The sequence below is a fragment of the Yersinia vastinensis genome, from assembly GCF_044905075.1.
Taxonomy (GTDB): Bacteria; Pseudomonadota; Gammaproteobacteria; order Enterobacterales; family Enterobacteriaceae; genus Yersinia; species Yersinia vastinensis.
In genome coordinates this window covers 820,987-836,922 of the sequence record NZ_CP173260.1, presented here as the reverse complement: position 1 = coordinate 836,922, position 15,936 = coordinate 820,987, and the positions used below count along the sequence as shown (strand labels likewise).

The window sequence follows — 15,936 nt, the reverse complement described above, 5'->3', positions numbered from 1 at the left end:
CTTATGATGCAAGCGCAACAATTCGCGCACGTGGTACTGGAGTGGTACCAACGCTTTGGTCGCAAAACACTGCCATGGCAGTTGGATAAAACGCCTTACCAAGTCTGGCTATCAGAAGTGATGTTGCAACAAACACAGGTTGCGACAGTCATTCCCTATTTCCAGCGTTTTATGCAGCATTTCCCTGATATTCGTGCTCTGGCCGCCGCACCGCTGGATGAAGTTTTGCATTTATGGACGGGATTAGGCTACTACGCTCGTGCCAGAAACCTGCATAAAGCAGCCCAAACCGTGGTTGAACGCCATCAGGGGGAATTCCCGACTACGTTTGACGAAATACTTGCGCTCCCCGGAATTGGCCGCTCTACCGCTGGAGCGATTTTATCGCTCTCTTTGGGGCAACATTTTCCTATTTTAGACGGCAATGTGAAGCGAGTATTAGCACGTTGCTATGCCGTTGAAGGGTGGCCCGGTAAAAAAGAGGTCGAAAGCCGCTTGTGGCAAATCAGTGAAGATGTCACTCCCGCCAAAGGTGTGGGCCAATTTAATCAGGCGATGATGGATTTAGGCGCGATTGTCTGTACCCGTTCGAAACCTAAATGCGAACTTTGTCCCTTGAATACTGGCTGTGTTGCTTATGCCAATCATAGCTGGGCGCGCTATCCTGGGAAAAAGCCCAAGCAGACGATACCAGAGAAAACAGCCTATTTTCTTTTGCTGCAAAATGATGCTCAAGTATGGCTGGAACAGCGCCCGCCCGTAGGGTTATGGGGTGGGCTATTTTGTTTTCCGCAATTTGCGGAACAAGAAGAACTGAATAATTGGATACAGCAACGGGGTATCGCGTCAGACAGTTTGCAGCAGCTAACCGCTTTTCGTCACACCTTCAGTCACTTCCATTTGGATATTGTCCCCATGTGGTTGGATACTGCATCAAACCGTGGATGCATGGATGATGGCGCGGGTCTCTGGTATAACTTAGCACAGCCACAGTCGGTAGGATTGGCCGCCCCAGTTGAGCGTTTATTACATCAATTAGCAAAACAGCAGCTAGCAAAGTAATCAACGGGCACACCCAACCATCTACCCAAACAGCTTTATTTGGAGAGGATTTAGCATGAGCAGAACGATTTTTTGCACGTTTTTAAAGAAGGATGCTGAAGGGCAAGATTTTCAGTTGTATCCGGGTGAGATTGGCAAACGTATTTATAACGAAATCTCAAAAGAAGCTTGGTCACAATGGATAGCGAAACAAACCATGCTGATTAATGAGAAAAAACTCAGCATGATGAATGTCGAAGACCGTAAATTGCTAGAACAAGAGATGGTTAATTTCTTGTTCGAAGGGCAGGATGTTCATATTGAAGGTTACACACCTCCAAGTCAGTAACCACTTGGGATCTATTGACCCCACTGTTATCCCCTAAATAATTCAAATCGCAGGAAGGCTGGCGACTTGAAGTATAGCGGGGATATTTTTCATCAATATATGGCTTGTAAGATGAAGAAAATTTTAGCTTTGCTGGTAATCGCACCCTTATTAGTGTCTTGCTCAGGCAATAAAAATCAGGCAGAAAACGAAGCCTTTATCAAAGACACTAACGGTTTTGAGATTTTAATGGGCCAATTTGCCCATAACATTGAGAATATTTGGGGATTAAAAGAAGTCTTAATTGCGGGTCCAAAGGATTACGTTAAGTATACGGACCAATATCAAACCCGCAGTCATATCAACTTTGATGCCGGTACGATTACAGTTGAAACCATTGCCACGACCGATCCGGCAGCTCACTTACGTCAGGCAATTATTACCACATTATTGATGGGCGATGACCCCGGCTCAATCGACCTCTATTCTGATGCTAACGATATCCAGATCAGTAAAGAACCGTTCCTTTACGGACAGGTACTGGATAACAACGGCCAACCCATTCGTTGGGAATGGCGCGCAGCGCATTTTGCCGATTATTTATTGCAAACCAAAATGCAAAAACGCACATCTGGTTTGCATGTTATCTGGTCGGTTACGTTGCAATTAGTGCCGAACCATTTGGATAAACGTGCTCACAAATATCTACCATTGGTTCGTCAATCTGCCGAAAGATATGGCGTGGAAGAGTCATTAATTCTGGCAATTATGCAAACAGAATCAAGCTTCAACCCATATGCTGTAAGTGGCTCGGATGCACTGGGTCTGATGCAGGTTGTTCAGCATACTGCCGGGCGAGATGTCTTTAAACTCAAAGGTAAAAGTGGCCAACCAAGCCGCAGCTATCTGTTTGATCCTGCAAATAATATCGATGCTGGCACGGCGTATCTGGCTATCTTGCAAAACACCTATTTAGGCGGCATTCAAAATGCGACCTCACGGCGTTATGCCGTTATTACGTCTTATAATGGTGGAGCAGGTAGCGTATTGCGGGTCTTCTCCAATGATAAAAATCAGGCAGTAAATATTATTAATAATATGGCGCCAGGAGATGTCTTCCAGACACTCACCACTAAACACCCATCCGGTGAATCTCGCCGTTATTTGGTGAAAGTGAACAGTGCACAGAAGAGTTACCGTCGCCACTAGATTTATTAGCATTGGATGAGCAAAATTAAAATGGCACAGTTCACTGTGCCATTTTTTGTTATTAGCTCATTTAAATAACAGCCATTCTCAATAAAACTCTTATAGTAACGCTCATTATCTCCCAATCTCTGGCAGACTGAATAAATGGACTTTGGACTTACCGTTTTTGAAATGGCGGCCATCTTCTCTACCATGGTCATCGCCTATACTATTTTTGGCCTCACTGGATTTGGCTCTGCATTGATTGCTAGCCCGGTGTTAGCACTATTTATTCCCGTGGCTAAAATTGTCCCATTGCTGGCAATTGTCGATATGTTTGCCGCAATTACCAATGTGGCACGCCATAGTCGCCATGCGGAGATGGCTGAACTTAAGCGGCTGGTGCCCTTGATGATTATAGGAAGTCTGATTGGTGCAACAGTATTACTACGTACCCGGCCCGATATTTTGCTCTTAGCATTGGGTATATTTGTCATCCTGTATGCAATTTACGCACTGAGTCGGCGCAAACCCCAAGGGCAATTCAAGCCAATTGCTGCCATTCCTTTCGGTTTAGTTGGTGGTATTTTCAGTGCATTATTTGGCAGTGGTGGGTTTATCTATGCCATTTATTTATCTGGGCGGATTGCCAGTAAAGATAATCTACGGATTACTCAAACAACACTTATTGGTCTAAGCACATTAACTAGAGTCATTTTATTTGCTCTGGCAGGGGTCTATATGGACCTTTCGATTTTATGGATGGTGCTACTGCTGGCGCCGGGGATGTTAATCGGATTGATTATTGCTAATAAAATCAGTTTGGGGATCAACCGCGACCAACTCATCCGCCTAATAAATATATTATTGCTGGTTTCCGGCACTGTTTTGTTAGCGCGCTATTTCGGCTACTAACCAGCCTAACATTTTGCTTAAATTATAATAATCGATTCATTTTTAGGCAGCCGACCACTTTCATCGGCTGCTTCTCATTAATTCAGAACTCGGATCACTGAGTAATGACATAACCAAAGATACGACGCCACTCCACATCGCCTTTTTCGATATAAACGCCCTGTAATTCAGGAGAGAAGCCCGGTAATAAGTTTATGCCTTCTTCCAACGCCAGAAAGTATCGTTGCACCGCCCCGCCCCATACTTCACCTGGCACCACACACAGCACTCCTGGTGGATAAGGCAATGCTCCTTCGGCAGCAATGCGCCCTTCCGCTTCAGCAATAGGAATTAATTCAATATTGTCGCGGACAAACTGGATATTGGCATCCTGCGGGTTCATGACAATTTTCGGGAAGCTGGCTTTGCGGAACATATCCTTTTGTAATTGCTTAACATCATAGCTGACATATAAGTCATGCATTTCTTGGCATAACTGACGCAGGGTATAGCCACGATAACGCTCTTCATTCTTCCGATATATTGTTGGCAATACATCACACAACAGTGCGTCTTGCTCAAGATAGCGCTCAAATTGCACTAACATATCAACCAGATGAGTCATTTTGGCTGGATTTTCTGCCGGAGTCAGTAGGAACAGGATCGAATTAAGATCGCATTTTTCCGGCACAATACCATTCTCACGCAAGAAGGTCGCCAATATTGCCGCCGGCACGCCAAACTCAGTATATTGGCCACTGCTGGCATCGATGCCCGGCGTCGTCAGCAACAACTTACAAGGATCGACCAAATACTGATCTTGGTTATACCCTTCAAATCCGTGCCAACGCTCATTAGGTACAAAATTAAAGAAACGAGCATCATTAGCAATAATCTCAGTATCGTAGTCTTGCCAATTCTGACCATCCACGAGCGGTGGAATAAATGGCCGTAACATTGAACAGCGCTCTAATAATAACTTCCGAGTCTCGATACCCAATTTTACGCAGTCCATCCACATGCGGCGTCCACTGTCACCGGAATGTATTTTGGCATTAACATCCAGTGCCGCAAATAATGGATAAAATGGACTGGTCGACGCATGCAACATAAACGCATTATTAAAGCGCTTATGGTTACAGTGACGTTTTTGCCCTTTAATGTGATTATCTTTTTTGTGTACCTGTGAGGTCTGTGAAAAACCAGCCTGCTGCTTATGCACTGACTGAGTCACAATAATCCCAGGATCATTTTCATTCAATTCCAATAGTAGTGGCGAGAAATCCTTCATCATAGGAATAAATTGCTCGTAACCTACCCATGCAGAATCAAACAAAATGTAGTCACATAAATGACCAATACTATCAACCACCTGACGGGCGTTATATACCGTACCGTCATAGGTGCCTAATTGGATGATAGCCAGCCGAAATGGTCGAACATCATCTGCACGTTCAGGTGCAACTTCTCGCAACTGTTGACGCAAATAACGCTCATCAAAACAATGAGCATCAATCCCACCAATAAAACCAAACGGATTGCGGGCTGTTTCTAGATAGACAGGGGTTGCGCCAGCTTGAATCAGCGCACCATGATGGTTGGATTTATGGTTATTACGATCGAACAATACCAAATCACCGCGGGTTAATAAGGCGTTGGTGACAACTTTGTTGGCCGATGAAGTTCCATTCAGAACAAAATAGGTTTTATCCGCATTGAAGACCTTCGCTGCATATTTTTGTGCCTCTTTCGCTGCCCCTTCATGAATCAGCAAATCACCCAATTTGACATCGGCGTTGCACATATCTGAACGGAAAATAGTCTCGCCATAGAATTCAAAAAATTGACGACCGGCCGGATGTTTACGGAAAAACTCACCGCCTTGGTGCCCCGGGCATGCAAAAGTCGAATTTTGCATCTCAACATATTTTTTCAATGTTGAGAAAAAAGGCGGTAATAGATTCTTTTGATATTCACTAGCAGCGGCTTCTACCTGTGCATTGTAAAAAGCTTTATTGGCTTCGCCGAGAGTGATGACACCTTTAATCAGGGGCAAAAAATCCGCAGATACTGTCTGTTCTGCGGTGACAGCAACAAAAGTAGGAATAGCAAAGCCTAAATCATTCAGTTTTGCCAATAGACCGGCATTCGCATCTTCAACCGACATAACCACGGCGGCAACGTCAGTAAAATCGGTCTGATTGAGGTATACCATCCCTCGCTGACTTTCTACATAAGAAGCCAAACGAGCACTTGTTGCAATTTTTAACTGTGTCATATCACTTACTCTCAAACGGTCAGGTATGAGGCTGCCACTTTGGCATATAGATGACATCACACAATATTGGAAAATTTATGTGATGCCGGCAAATTGATCTCTTTAACGCGCACTTTCTCGGGGCAAAAGAAAAGCCAGAATTAATGAGTGAATTGGTTTCAGCATCAACCAATAGACATCAGTAAAATCAGAGAATTGGCTCTATTTTTAATAATGCCTAATAGTGAGCAACAGATAGCCTTACCGCATGGAGGGGATAAGAGACTTAGCAGAAATAGCACTGAGGAAATGACACCAGAAGCGCTTGATATGCATTGAATAGTGTAAAACTGTCATAACCGCCTCCTGCTTAAATTCTCGAAATAATATGGACTAGAGGAATGAATAGTAACGCTAAATTTGCGCAATAATTACATGTTTCCGAAGGTGATTCAACCCTTAGAATTCAATAAAAATGCATATTTAGTGAATATCTAAGCTATTGTTATCTAACGTGCTAAAAAATAAAAAATCGATAAATCAAGTAGATGAAACTTTGAATTTTGCGACAAAAATAACCACGCCAACCGATTTTTAGCTATTTTTGCGTGAAAAGAGAGCAACCGAACGCCAATATATGAGAAACTCATTGACGATTTAACGCCAATACGGTTTAATGCGCCCCGTTGCCCGGATAGCTCAGTCGGTAGAGCAGGGGATTGAAAATCCCCGTGTCCTTGGTTCGATTCCGAGTCCGGGCACCACTATTTTAGTTTTGGGACGTTCCTATACGTCCGGGAACATAGAAAAATCAGTAATTTGATGAAAATCTGGAGTACCGAAAGGTACTGCCAGATTTTTTGACATCCGTAGTTTTTGGGGGCTTAATTGGGGGCCTGTCGGTTCGATAAACTACGGAGCCCCCACCATGCCTCTGACTGATACCGCCACCCGCCACGCTAAACCTCTCGAAAAACCTTACAAACTCAGTGATGCGCAAGGTTTATACCTGCTGATTAAACCCAACGGTTCCAAACTCTGGCATCTTAAGTACCGCTTTGGCGGAAAAGAGAAAAAACTGGCGTTTGGCGCTTACCCGACTGTCTCGCTGGCAACAGCCCGTAAACTTCGCCAGGAAGCCCGTACGATACTGAGTACAGGTGCCGATCCCGGTGTAAAGAAACAGCGGGACAAGCAGACGAGAAAAAACGGCAATACCTTCGAGACCGTCTCCCGTCAGTGGGTAGCCGCGAACATTCGCTGGAGTGAGGCACACGCCACCAGAGTCCTGCGGTCACTGGAGCTGCACATTTTCCCGCTCATCGGCAATACCCTTGTGACTGACCTGAAAACTGCCGATCTGCTGATCCCGCTACGGATAGCAGAGAAAAAAGGTTGTCTGGAAACCGCAGCACGAATACAGCAACGTACGACGGTCATCATGCGTTACGCCGTACAGGAAGGATTGATTACAAGCAACCCGGCCAATGACCTCTGCGGCGCCATCACCCCGCCACTAAAAAACCATTACCCTGCCCTGCCGCTGGAAAAATTACCTGAACTACTGGAAAGAATAGACAGCTATTCAGGCAGACTGCTGACAAAGCTAGCGGTACAGCTTAATTTGCTGATTTTTATTCGCTCAAGTGAATTCCGTTTTGCCCGCTGGCCGGAGATCGACCTTGATAATGCGATGTGGACACTTCCTGCAAATCGGGAACCCATCACAGGTGTGCGTTACTCAGAACGCGGTGCAAAAATGAAAACGCCGCATCTTGTGCCGCTCTCAAAACAGGCAGTAACGGTACTGAAGCAGCTAAAACTGTTATCCGGCAACGGAGATTTACTCTTTCCTGGCGATCACGATGCCCGTAAGCCAATGAGTGAGAACACCATCAACAAGGCGCTGCGCACGATGGGTTACGACACACAGGTGGACATCTGCGGACATGGATTCCGTACGATAGCGTGTAGCGCGTTGATTGAATCAGGTCGCTGGTCAAAAGATGCTGTGGAGCGGCAGATGAGCCATCAGGAGCGTAATCACGTTCGCGCCGCGTATATTCACAAAGCAGAACACCTCGACGAACGGACTCAGATGATGCAATGGTGGTCGGATTATCTTGATGCCTGTCAGCATCAATTCATCCCGGCTTATCGCTTTGAGAAATCGATTAAGGTTGCCTGAGCCAGACTTATGCACCAAAGGAATAAGCCGCTTCTGTGCAAGCAACAGAGCGAGCACTGAGCCCTGATAAAACAGCGGGATTATTCACCATCGTCATTACCCGTGTTTCAGGGACAATCGATATGACAGGTTGCGCTTGTATGGCTTTTTAATAGATGCGAACAGCAGAAATTAAAAAGTGGCGTGAGGTGAGTAAATTCCATTTCGAAGAAATGGCTAATTTGCGTCGCCCGAACCCACCTGCGAGCGTTCACCCCGGGGGAACCGAGCAGGCCGGGGGGAGCCGAATAAATTTTGCCGCCCCAGCGAGCAAAAAGACGCGCCCACGCGTCGGTTTATTTGGGGGGCTAGCCCCGCACACCGTCGCCGCTAAGTCTCCGGCCAAAAGCCGGTAGCGTTGCGCGACCAACCCCTTTAAAGCAGCGTTCCCGTTTTTTTGGAGCTTGCGAGAAAAAACAGGCGAAACGCGCGTCTTAAAGGGGTTGGTCGCGCGTAGCGCGTGACGGTGTGCCGCTTTTGACCCTGGGGTTTTGGCGCGGCGTCCAGACGCGGCATTACCCCTGCGAGACTGGAAATAAGGGCGTCCAGCCCGCATTGACAGGCGTTCGGGATGTTGTGCCGGGAAGCACAGCTTTACAGCACTTTGCCGCAGCGCGACCTGGCTATCGCCCCATGACATCGCCCAACACCGTGGGGCGTACTGACTGGGCGAGGTCATGGGGCGGATGGCAAAGAAGGCTCATTGAGCTTAAATAAGCTCTCTGTTTTTGGGGGATTACTTTAACTGGACGTCTGTCACTTAACGGATAATCAAGCTCATGATTTCCTCGATAACAACTGTACTACTCCCCTTACCTACTTCCGTCAAAATCCTTATCCAGTTGGCCAGAAATACTGTTAAGCACACGCTTTAAGATTCTGGCTCTCTGTCCTGGCGTCATATATCTGAACATACTGTTAAGTAACTCGAGATCTTTTTCAAGCGCATCAGCATCCGATCGCAATGCGGGTTGGCCATCCTCGTCGCCCAATAGCCATCCCGCTTTAATGCCCATCCCAGAAGCTAATTTTTTAAGCTGTAAAATCCCAGGAACTGAGTCTCCCTTCAGATAACTCCTGATAGTCGAGTTAGGTATACCTGTTTTGACAACAAGTGAGCTAACCGTGTCATCTGTCGCAGACATAGCATCAGTCAGCCTCCGGCCGAATTCGAAAGCATTCATATCCTCGAGTAGATCTTTTTCTGGTTTAGACATTTTTGCGCCAGCGACTTTCAACTTATTGAATTAAATGAACATACACAAATCACAACAAATCGCTAAATAAATACCTTTAAATTCACAGGATCTTGCGATAGGCTAACCGTATGTTTTGCAAGCAATGGCTTTGCAAATCTAATTTCTGAGGATCGCATAAATAGGGCTGAAATGCCACGCCTGCGCTCGCCCTGAAAAAACTAAGCAGGTGCTTGAGTCTGTACCGCCACTGTGTCCGGGGTCCCTGACTGTTGTATCAGCCATGCTGGCTCCTCCTGGTCGGTTTGCCAGGGCAACGTTTTTTTCTCCAGACAGAGGACAGGACATGGAACTGCTTAGCCTGAACGACGGCATCCTTACCTTTATCCAGAGCGCCAGCAGCCATTTTCTCACGCTGGCCGTCACCATACTGCCCGTATTTCTGTTCATGCGGATCCTGCTCACCGTGACCCTGCGCCTCGTAGGTACCGCGCAAACGGAGGCCTTCGCCCGGCTTTGTGGCCGTTCCAGGGTGCTCACCTACGGGCTCCTGCCAGTCATTGGCTGGTTGCTGCTCCGGGCTCCAGGGGCACTGGCCCTCGGGTTCGTGTTGCCGGAGAAAAGTAAGCCTGGTTTCGAGGATGCGCTCACCACCCTCGCCCATCCCCTGTCCACCGCCTTCCCGGGGGTGGTGACCCCTGAACTGGTCGCCTGGTTAAGCATTACGGCCGGACTTCGGATCCATGGCCTGCCCGTGACCCAGTTGGCCCTGCGCTATCTCCTGACTACCGTGCTGATCAGCCTTATCCGGGGCATGGTCACAGAGTGGATCTTTCTGCGGATCACCTCACGAGGGAAACGCTGATGCAACGCTACCACACCCTCATCTGCAAGCCAGGAACCCATGTGAAAGACTGCCGCTCACTGGCGCGTGGGTCTCTATCCGGAAACGGCATCCTGGTCATGTTCTTCGACCATGCACATGTGTCTCTCCACGACGGGATCGAGCATCCGGGCGATCCGATGTCAGAGCTTGCCGATCGGTGTAGCGCGTTCATCATCGAGGAGGGTTATCCATGGAGTTGATCCACATCACCCCCGGCCCCGGGGGCAGCGGCACTGGCTTCTGGCTTCCATTGCGCAGCGGCCGGGTTATCCTGTGCCTTACAGGCGGGGATTTTCATCCCGTCGCCATCGAACTGGCGGCCCTGACCGAGTCCGAGCTGGTCAACGGCTATTCCACCCTGCCCCCCGACGAACGGCTGCTCTGCGTGGTGCTCGATGACACGAGCTCCCTGCTCTGCGGCCTTTACCCTCAGAAGCACATTCCGGTGATCAACGTCCGGCCGGGTCGCTACAACGGCCATCTCGCAAACTTCATCACCGATGCCACCTATGTCTCCGGGGTGACCCTCTCCGAAGTTGCCCGGGCGGACATACACACCGTGCCCGATCCGGTCTCATCGCCTATACGGGAGTCCGGGCCAGCGATCCGCCATTCGCCCCGCGCGCCACGCGGGATTAAGTGCCTTGCCGCCGGGGAGGTTCGTCTGGCCCTGTGGGCAGGGGAAGTGCTTCCCCTGTTACGCGATGCAGCACGGGAGGCTATTCAGGTATCACTGCGCGACATCCTGCCCTGTATGGCCCTGATCGCCCTGCTGATGGCACTCGCTGAAAACTCAACCCTGGGGGCTGCCATGGAACACCTGCTGACCCCACTCGTGGGCTCAGTCTGGGGACTTCTGCTGCTCTCGGCCATCTGCAGCTTCCCGTTCCTGTCCCCGCTGCTCGGGCCGGGGGCTGCCTTCACGCAGGTGGCTGGCGTGATTATAGGAACGCAGATCGGGGCCGGGACTCTGCCTCCCGCCCTGGCTCTGCCCGCCCTGTTCGCCATCAACGTGCAGGTCGGATGCGATTTCATTCCCGTAGGGCTGGCTATTCAGGGAGCCAACCGGGCGACTATCGCCGCCGGGGTACCTGCTTTTTTACTCTCCCGCCAGTTGACGGGACCGCTGGCCGTCTTCATCGGCTGGCTCAGTGCCACCGGACTGTTTACCTGACGCAGGGCTGATGAGGAGGGCGATGTGCGGATAGCCGACCACAGGGGATAAGCCCCCTAGAGGGCGCTGACGGCTCACGGGTTCACCGTACCAGGCCGAAAGAATAATAGTGAACGACTCATCACACCCTTACCGGGTGGGGATAACTGTTGCCTGAAATTGAACAATACCGATGCACGAGGAGGTATCTGAACCCACACATAACCTGACTGACAGTACTACCTGATTTCGTCTCCGGCCTTTATTTCGCATACGGGCAACGGCTTCGCTCACGCGTGATTCAGGCAGGACACCAAAGCTAACGCATTAACGGATAGAAAAGGATGCCCTGGAAATGAAAATTAAGAATCTACGATGGTACATTATTGTCCTGGTTATGATGGGCACCATCACTAACTACCTGTCCCGCAATACCCTCGGTATCGCTGCTCCGACCATGCTGAAGGACATCGGCTTCACCGAACAACAGTACGCCTGGATCACCGCCGCCTTTAACCTTGCTTACCCGGTGGGCGGGGTCTGTGCCGGCTATATCATGGACCGGTTCGGCGTACGCTGGGTCTTCGCTATGATGGCCATCCTCTGGTCCGTGTTTAACGCGCTGACCGGTTTTTTCAGCTCCTGGCTCCCCATGATGATACTCCGGATGGGCATTGGCCTCACCGAGTCCACCTTCAATCCTGCCGGGATGAAAGTCTCCGCCCAGTGGTTCCCACCCCGGGAGCGCGGGCTGGCCTGTGGGATCTACAGCATCGGCACCTCAGCCGGGGCCATGCTCGCGCCGCCCGTGGTCGCCTGGTCCATCATCCATTACAACTGGCGCATCGCCTTCGTCGTGGCGAGCGTCTTCGGGATTGTCTGGTCCGTGATCTGGCTGACTGCCTACCGCGCCCCGGAAAAGCATGCCCTCATAACAGCACAGGAGCTCGCTCTGATTGGCCGCGAAGCGACGCACGCCAGGGTCACGCGCCGCGTCTCGCTGAAATCGCTGTTGCCCCGGCGTAACCTCTGGGCTATTTCCCTTCCCCGCCTGTTTGCGGACCCCACCTGGGCCGCACTGGGCTTCTGGATGCCCCTCTATCTGGTGACCGTCCGCCATCTGGATCTGAAACACATTGCGCTCTTCGCCTGGCTGCCGTTCCTCACCGCCGACGCAGGCTGTCTTTTTGCAGGCCTGTTTGCCCAGTGGCTTAACCGGCGCGGGATCGCCCTTATTAATGCCAAACGCATCACCTTCACCCTGGCGGCCTGCCTGATGATGCTCATCCCGCTGCTCAACTTTGTCACCACCACCGGGATGGCCATCACCCTCTTCTGCGTCGCCGGGTTCGCCCACCAGTGTGCCTCCATCACGGTGATCAGTATGTCGGCGGAATTCTTTAACGAGGATGAGGTGGGCACCGTCACCGGGTTTGCCGGGCTGGTCGGCGGCGTGGGGGGATTTATCGGGACGCTGCTAATCGGTATCGCTGTGGCCAGTATCGGCTACAGCCTGGTCTTCGACGTGCTGGGCTTCCTCGATCTTATCGCGGCCGCCCTGCTCTGGACGCTGCTCAGCATTCCCCGTGCAGATCCCGTCCGTGACACCGCCCTTAACCCGGGTCTCTGACCCCACCAGGAGAAAGCATCATGAAACAGTTCAGTCCATCCGATATCCAGCGCCTGAAACAGGCCAGCCTCGACGATCCCCGTATTCTCAAAAAAATACGCAAGGACAATGAGGTCGTGCTTAACCACCCCGTTCTGGTCCCCGAAACAGGATGTGCCAGCTGGGAGCTCTTCTACTACTGCCCGAAACATGGCGTCCCGCTTATCTGGGACCGGCTCTCGCCGGAGGTCTACCACTACTGCCCGGTCGATAACGAAGCGCTGACGGGGGAACCGTACCGGGGAGCCTGGTGGCGAAAACTCAACGACCTGAACGCCCGGGCCTGTTATCAGCTGGGTATCGCCTGGATGCTGACCGGGGAGAAGGTCTACTTCACGCGGGTGCGGGATATCCTCATGGCGTACGCGCGCTACTACCCCGGCTATGCCGAACACGGTGGGATCCCCTATAACGGCCCCGGGAAAATGAATGCCCAGACGCTCTGTGAGGCCCTGTGTCTGTCAGAGTTTGTGAAGGGCTACGATCTCATTTATGACGCACTGGCCCCGGCAGAACGCACCACCATCGAGCGTGATTTACTCCGGGCCTGCGCCGAATTTCTCATCAGTAAACGCTGGAAGCAGCTGCATAACCATGAAGTGCGGATCAACAGTGCGCTGGCCATGACCGGCGCGGTGCTGGATGACCCCCGCTACCTGCATATCGGCGTCACTGCCGTCTGGGGTCTGCACGACCAGCTCAGGGGCGGGGTTCTCAAAGGCGGCCTGTGGTTTGAAGGGTCCCTGCACTATCACCATTATGCCCTGCAGGGGTTCTTCGAATTTGAGCGCATGATCCGCTATGCCTATCAGGACTACAGCCTGATGGGCCAGCCGTACTACAGGAAAATGCTCGACCTGCCCATTAAGCTGCTGATGCCGGACGACACAGAGCCCACATTCAATGACTGCATCCCGATGAAAGATACGGTGACCTATCCTGATCTTTATGAGTTTGCCTACGCCTGCTACGGGGAAGACAACTATGCGCGCATGCTCTCCATCATCTATGACAAGGAGCCCCGGACCAGCCTGGGTGCGTTCCTGTACGGCGATCCGCGGCTGCGCATCACGGAGCCGGTCCGGGAGACGGGCAACTATCACGACCCGGATAACGGCATCACTATCTTCCGCAATCCCGATCAGAGCCGGGCGGTGGTCGTCAAGCACACCCCCTACGGTGGCGAGCACGATCACTACGATAAGCCCGGGCTCATTATTTACGACCAGAACATGGCCATTCTTCCTGACATGGGCACCACCGGTTACGGGGCACAGATGCACTACAGCTACTACAAAAACACGCTCACCCATAACGTCCTGTGCGCAGAGGAGTCCAACCAGCCGCCCGCCAGTCCACAGACACTGAGCTTTACGGAGACGGAAAAATACGCCGAAGTGACGGTCGAGGTAGACTGGCGTGCCACCCCGGCCGATGTGCCCAGCCTGACCCACATAGAGTGGAACACCCACGCCTACCGGGATATTGTTTATCACCGCAAGGTGGTCGTCTATGAACACATGGTGGTGGATATCACCCGCGTAACCAACCCGCACCGCCGCCAGCTGGATAACATCCTGCACATTGACGGCGAACGGCTGGTGACCACCGGGAGCCACCTGCCCCAGTGTGACTATGATGATAGCGATCCGATGTTTTACTTCAGCGAATGCTTCGTCAGTCCAATGGGGCGGACGCTTGCGGTGCCGTTCCGCACCCTGATGGGGAAAAAAATCCAGATCCACTGCGCCTGCAGTGATCCGAAGGCAGAGCTCCACCAGTTGCTGGGCCCGGCAAACCCGCCCCTGACGTCACTGAGCTACCTGAAAACCCGCTCACGGGCACCGGCGTTCATCAGCGTTCACGTGATCGACCTGCACGCGGAAAAGAACCTGATGCGTAACGTGGTCATCTCGCTGCAGCAAAACACCGTCAGTATCGCCTCGGGTTCAGGTTTACAGCGGGAAATCATCACCCACTCTATCTGATACCTTATATCGGTCATTGTACCTGACGATACGCTATCTTCCACGGTCAGGCCGTTCGAACACGGAGCGGCTGAATTCAGGAGAACCAGCCTTAGGGCTGGTTTTGCTTTCCGGAACTCCGGCAGATTTCTGGCCATCTTAGTCACAGATGACACTGCTTTGCCTCACCTACCCAGCCAGATAATTGAATCGTCTGGCGAAGTTCCATACGAATACATGATTGTTCAGAGTGGCACAGTACATTTGAGCGCCTGAATAGAGGTGATACCACCCCTTCATAGTCAAAAAAGTAGCATTACAACTCTGGGTGTTTCTTGGCTGCAGTATTGAGTCTAGTTGGATGCTTCCTGAAACACTCTGTGGCCTGCAGAAGCGTCAGTAGAGTGTACCCCTCCTGCGTCGATACTGTGCAGGTCAGCGCCTGTTCAGCAAACGAAGACTGTATGGCTTGCGGGTCGCCTTTAACTGCAAACACCAGTGGGGCGGTTAGTGCTCCGTCCTCCGCGAAACACCGCATCAGTTCTGACTTCTTTACCAGCAGCGCGGAAGCACCAGAGTACTCGGTGGACAGTGCTGGCAGGTCCCACTCTTCATCGGCCACTGTCGCGTTGATCCAACCTTGAGCTTTAAACGCTTCAATGGCGTAAGTCAGTCGGAACAAATCAGACTGGCGGGATACCGGTGATGAGCACGACCCGTACAGATATTCAAGGCGCTTGTGCAAGCCCGCAGCGTGGCCTTTCCGGCGTCCGAGTTGCAACAAGCCTTCAATATCGGTGGCTACGGAGCGTGGAAAACGGCGTTGCTTCTGAGCAGTTACCAGCCAGCGGAGTAAGAAAGTGTGGGTTAGCAGCGGTGATGAAGCCTGGCCGTCGTGCTGCGTCAGCCGTAAAGCGACCAGAGCGCACCAGGCGAGGTGAGCGAGGTCAGTAGCGGTTTGTTCGGGAGGAGTATTATGAGTGTTCATGCAATGTTGAGCATAGCGAAATGCCACCCGGCAGGGAAGGCAGGAGACGTTATAGGGGGACTGTCTATCAAGACGGAACCAGTCCCGTTAGTGGTAAAAGGTATCTGAAAATCTAAAGTCAAATCCGGTTAGTTAGCCGTTT

At 51.2% G+C, this 15,936-nt stretch carries 14 protein-coding genes and 1 tRNA gene; 12 read left to right on the top strand and 3 right to left on the bottom strand.

The window, feature by feature from the left end; all coding sequences use genetic code 11:
• Positions 1 to 3: 3 nt before the first annotated feature.
• From mutY to ACIOG0_RS03720, 4 genes are all read left to right on the top strand, one after another.
• Positions 4 to 1,062 carry an A/G-specific adenine glycosylase gene (gene mutY / locus ACIOG0_RS03735; RefSeq protein ID WP_050097957.1) on the top strand — a complete coding sequence of 353 codons (1,059 nt, stop codon included), beginning with the start codon at positions 4 to 6 and terminating at the stop codon, positions 1,060 to 1,062.
• 55 nt (positions 1,063 to 1,117) lie between these two features.
• Complete coding sequence (locus ACIOG0_RS03730) at positions 1,118 to 1,390, top strand: oxidative damage protection protein (protein WP_050097956.1); 273 nt, start codon at positions 1,118 to 1,120, stop codon at positions 1,388 to 1,390.
• A 111-nt stretch (positions 1,391 to 1,501) separates the two neighbouring features.
• Positions 1,502 to 2,578: a membrane-bound lytic murein transglycosylase MltC gene (mltC, locus tag ACIOG0_RS03725; RefSeq protein WP_050097955.1), complete on the top strand. Its 1,077-nt coding sequence runs from the start codon at positions 1,502 to 1,504 to the stop codon at positions 2,576 to 2,578.
• A gap of 144 nt (positions 2,579 to 2,722) precedes the next feature.
• On the top strand, positions 2,723 to 3,472 hold the full coding sequence (locus ACIOG0_RS03720; RefSeq protein WP_050097954.1) for a sulfite exporter TauE/SafE family protein: 750 nt from the start codon (positions 2,723 to 2,725) through the stop codon (positions 3,470 to 3,472).
• Between the two features lie 94 nt (positions 3,473 to 3,566).
• Here ACIOG0_RS03720 and speF read toward each other — a convergent pair whose 3' ends face one another.
• The gene (speF, locus tag ACIOG0_RS03715) at positions 3,567 to 5,729 is read right to left on the bottom strand and encodes an ornithine decarboxylase SpeF (protein WP_050140233.1); all 2,163 of its coding nucleotides are present in this window, start codon (positions 5,727 to 5,729) and stop codon (positions 3,567 to 3,569) included.
• A gap of 667 nt (positions 5,730 to 6,396) precedes the next feature.
• Here speF and ACIOG0_RS03710 point away from each other — a divergent pair.
• From ACIOG0_RS03710 to ACIOG0_RS03700, 3 genes are all read left to right on the top strand, one after another.
• Positions 6,397 to 6,472 (top strand) — tRNA-Phe (locus ACIOG0_RS03710).
• Between the two features lie 164 nt (positions 6,473 to 6,636).
• Positions 6,637 to 7,896: a phage integrase central domain-containing protein gene (locus ACIOG0_RS03705; protein ID WP_128451596.1), complete on the top strand. Its 1,260-nt coding sequence runs from the start codon at positions 6,637 to 6,639 to the stop codon at positions 7,894 to 7,896.
• Between the two features lie 155 nt (positions 7,897 to 8,051).
• The gene (locus ACIOG0_RS03700) at positions 8,052 to 8,291 is read left to right on the top strand and encodes a hypothetical protein (RefSeq protein ID WP_235895315.1); all 240 of its coding nucleotides are present in this window, start codon (positions 8,052 to 8,054) and stop codon (positions 8,289 to 8,291) included.
• Between the two features lie 456 nt (positions 8,292 to 8,747).
• Here the strand turns inward: ACIOG0_RS03700 and ACIOG0_RS03695 are convergent, their stop codons facing one another.
• Positions 8,748 to 9,152, bottom strand: coding sequence for a helix-turn-helix transcriptional regulator (locus tag ACIOG0_RS03695; RefSeq protein WP_128451597.1), 405 nt, complete (start codon positions 9,150 to 9,152; stop codon positions 8,748 to 8,750).
• 325 nt (positions 9,153 to 9,477) lie between these two features.
• Here ACIOG0_RS03695 and ACIOG0_RS03690 point away from each other — a divergent pair, with 325 nt between their 5' ends.
• The 5 genes from ACIOG0_RS03690 (at position 9,478) to ACIOG0_RS03670 (ending at position 14,827) form a co-directional block, all read left to right on the top strand.
• Complete coding sequence (locus ACIOG0_RS03690; protein WP_128451598.1) at positions 9,478 to 9,996, top strand: PTS glucitol/sorbitol transporter subunit IIC; 519 nt, start codon at positions 9,478 to 9,480, stop codon at positions 9,994 to 9,996.
• The gene (locus ACIOG0_RS03685; protein WP_128451599.1) at positions 9,996 to 10,217 is read left to right on the top strand and encodes a hypothetical protein; all 222 of its coding nucleotides are present in this window, start codon (positions 9,996 to 9,998) and stop codon (positions 10,215 to 10,217) included. Before ACIOG0_RS03690 ends, ACIOG0_RS03685 begins: the two co-directional genes overlap by 1 nt.
• Positions 10,208 to 11,191, top strand: a complete 984-nt coding sequence (locus ACIOG0_RS03680; protein ID WP_128451600.1) for a PTS glucitol/sorbitol transporter subunit IIB — start codon at positions 10,208 to 10,210, stop codon at positions 11,189 to 11,191. The genes ACIOG0_RS03685 and ACIOG0_RS03680 overlap by 10 nt, the downstream gene beginning before the upstream one ends.
• 334 nt (positions 11,192 to 11,525) lie before the next feature.
• Complete coding sequence (locus ACIOG0_RS03675; protein WP_128451601.1) at positions 11,526 to 12,800, top strand: MFS transporter; 1,275 nt, start codon at positions 11,526 to 11,528, stop codon at positions 12,798 to 12,800.
• Between the two features lie 20 nt (positions 12,801 to 12,820).
• Entirely contained in the window at positions 12,821 to 14,827 is a 2,007-nt protein-coding gene (locus ACIOG0_RS03670; RefSeq protein WP_145581863.1) for a heparinase II/III family protein, read from the top strand.
• Between the two features lie 295 nt (positions 14,828 to 15,122).
• Here the strand turns inward: ACIOG0_RS03670 and ACIOG0_RS03665 are convergent, their stop codons facing one another.
• Positions 15,123 to 15,794 carry a DUF2913 family protein gene (locus ACIOG0_RS03665; protein WP_128451958.1) on the bottom strand — a complete coding sequence of 224 codons (672 nt, stop codon included), beginning with the start codon at positions 15,792 to 15,794 and terminating at the stop codon, positions 15,123 to 15,125.
• Positions 15,795 to 15,936 lie beyond the last annotated feature (142 nt).

What these genes read in the sequence shown, in the direction of transcription:
- mutY (WP_050097957.1), top strand. Translation starts at nt 4, where the DNA reads ATGATGCAAGCGCAACAATTCGCGCACGTGGTACTGGAGTGGTACCAA.
- ACIOG0_RS03720 (WP_050097954.1), top strand. Translation starts at nt 2,723, where the DNA reads ATGGACTTTGGACTTACCGTTTTTGAAATGGCGGCCATCTTCTCTACC.
- ACIOG0_RS03685 (WP_128451599.1), top strand. Translation starts at nt 9,996, where the DNA reads ATGCAACGCTACCACACCCTCATCTGCAAGCCAGGAACCCATGTGAAA.
- ACIOG0_RS03670 (WP_145581863.1), top strand. Translation starts at nt 12,821, where the DNA reads ATGAAACAGTTCAGTCCATCCGATATCCAGCGCCTGAAACAGGCCAGC.
- ACIOG0_RS03705 (WP_128451596.1), top strand. Translation starts at nt 6,637, where the DNA reads ATGCCTCTGACTGATACCGCCACCCGCCACGCTAAACCTCTCGAAAAA.
- ACIOG0_RS03700 (WP_235895315.1), top strand. Translation starts at nt 8,052, where the DNA reads ATGCGAACAGCAGAAATTAAAAAGTGGCGTGAGGTGAGTAAATTCCAT.
- mltC (WP_050097955.1), top strand. Translation starts at nt 1,502, where the DNA reads ATGAAGAAAATTTTAGCTTTGCTGGTAATCGCACCCTTATTAGTGTCT.
- ACIOG0_RS03730 (WP_050097956.1), top strand. Translation starts at nt 1,118, where the DNA reads ATGAGCAGAACGATTTTTTGCACGTTTTTAAAGAAGGATGCTGAAGGG.
- ACIOG0_RS03675 (WP_128451601.1), top strand. Translation starts at nt 11,526, where the DNA reads ATGAAAATTAAGAATCTACGATGGTACATTATTGTCCTGGTTATGATG.
- ACIOG0_RS03665 (WP_128451958.1), bottom strand. Translation starts at nt 15,794, where the DNA reads ATGAACACTCATAATACTCCTCCCGAACAAACCGCTACTGACCTCGCT.
- ACIOG0_RS03695 (WP_128451597.1), bottom strand. Translation starts at nt 9,152, where the DNA reads ATGTCTAAACCAGAAAAAGATCTACTCGAGGATATGAATGCTTTCGAA.
- ACIOG0_RS03680 (WP_128451600.1), top strand. Translation starts at nt 10,208, where the DNA reads ATGGAGTTGATCCACATCACCCCCGGCCCCGGGGGCAGCGGCACTGGC.
- ACIOG0_RS03690 (WP_128451598.1), top strand. Translation starts at nt 9,478, where the DNA reads ATGGAACTGCTTAGCCTGAACGACGGCATCCTTACCTTTATCCAGAGC.
- speF (WP_050140233.1), bottom strand. Translation starts at nt 5,729, where the DNA reads ATGACACAGTTAAAAATTGCAACAAGTGCTCGTTTGGCTTCTTATGTA.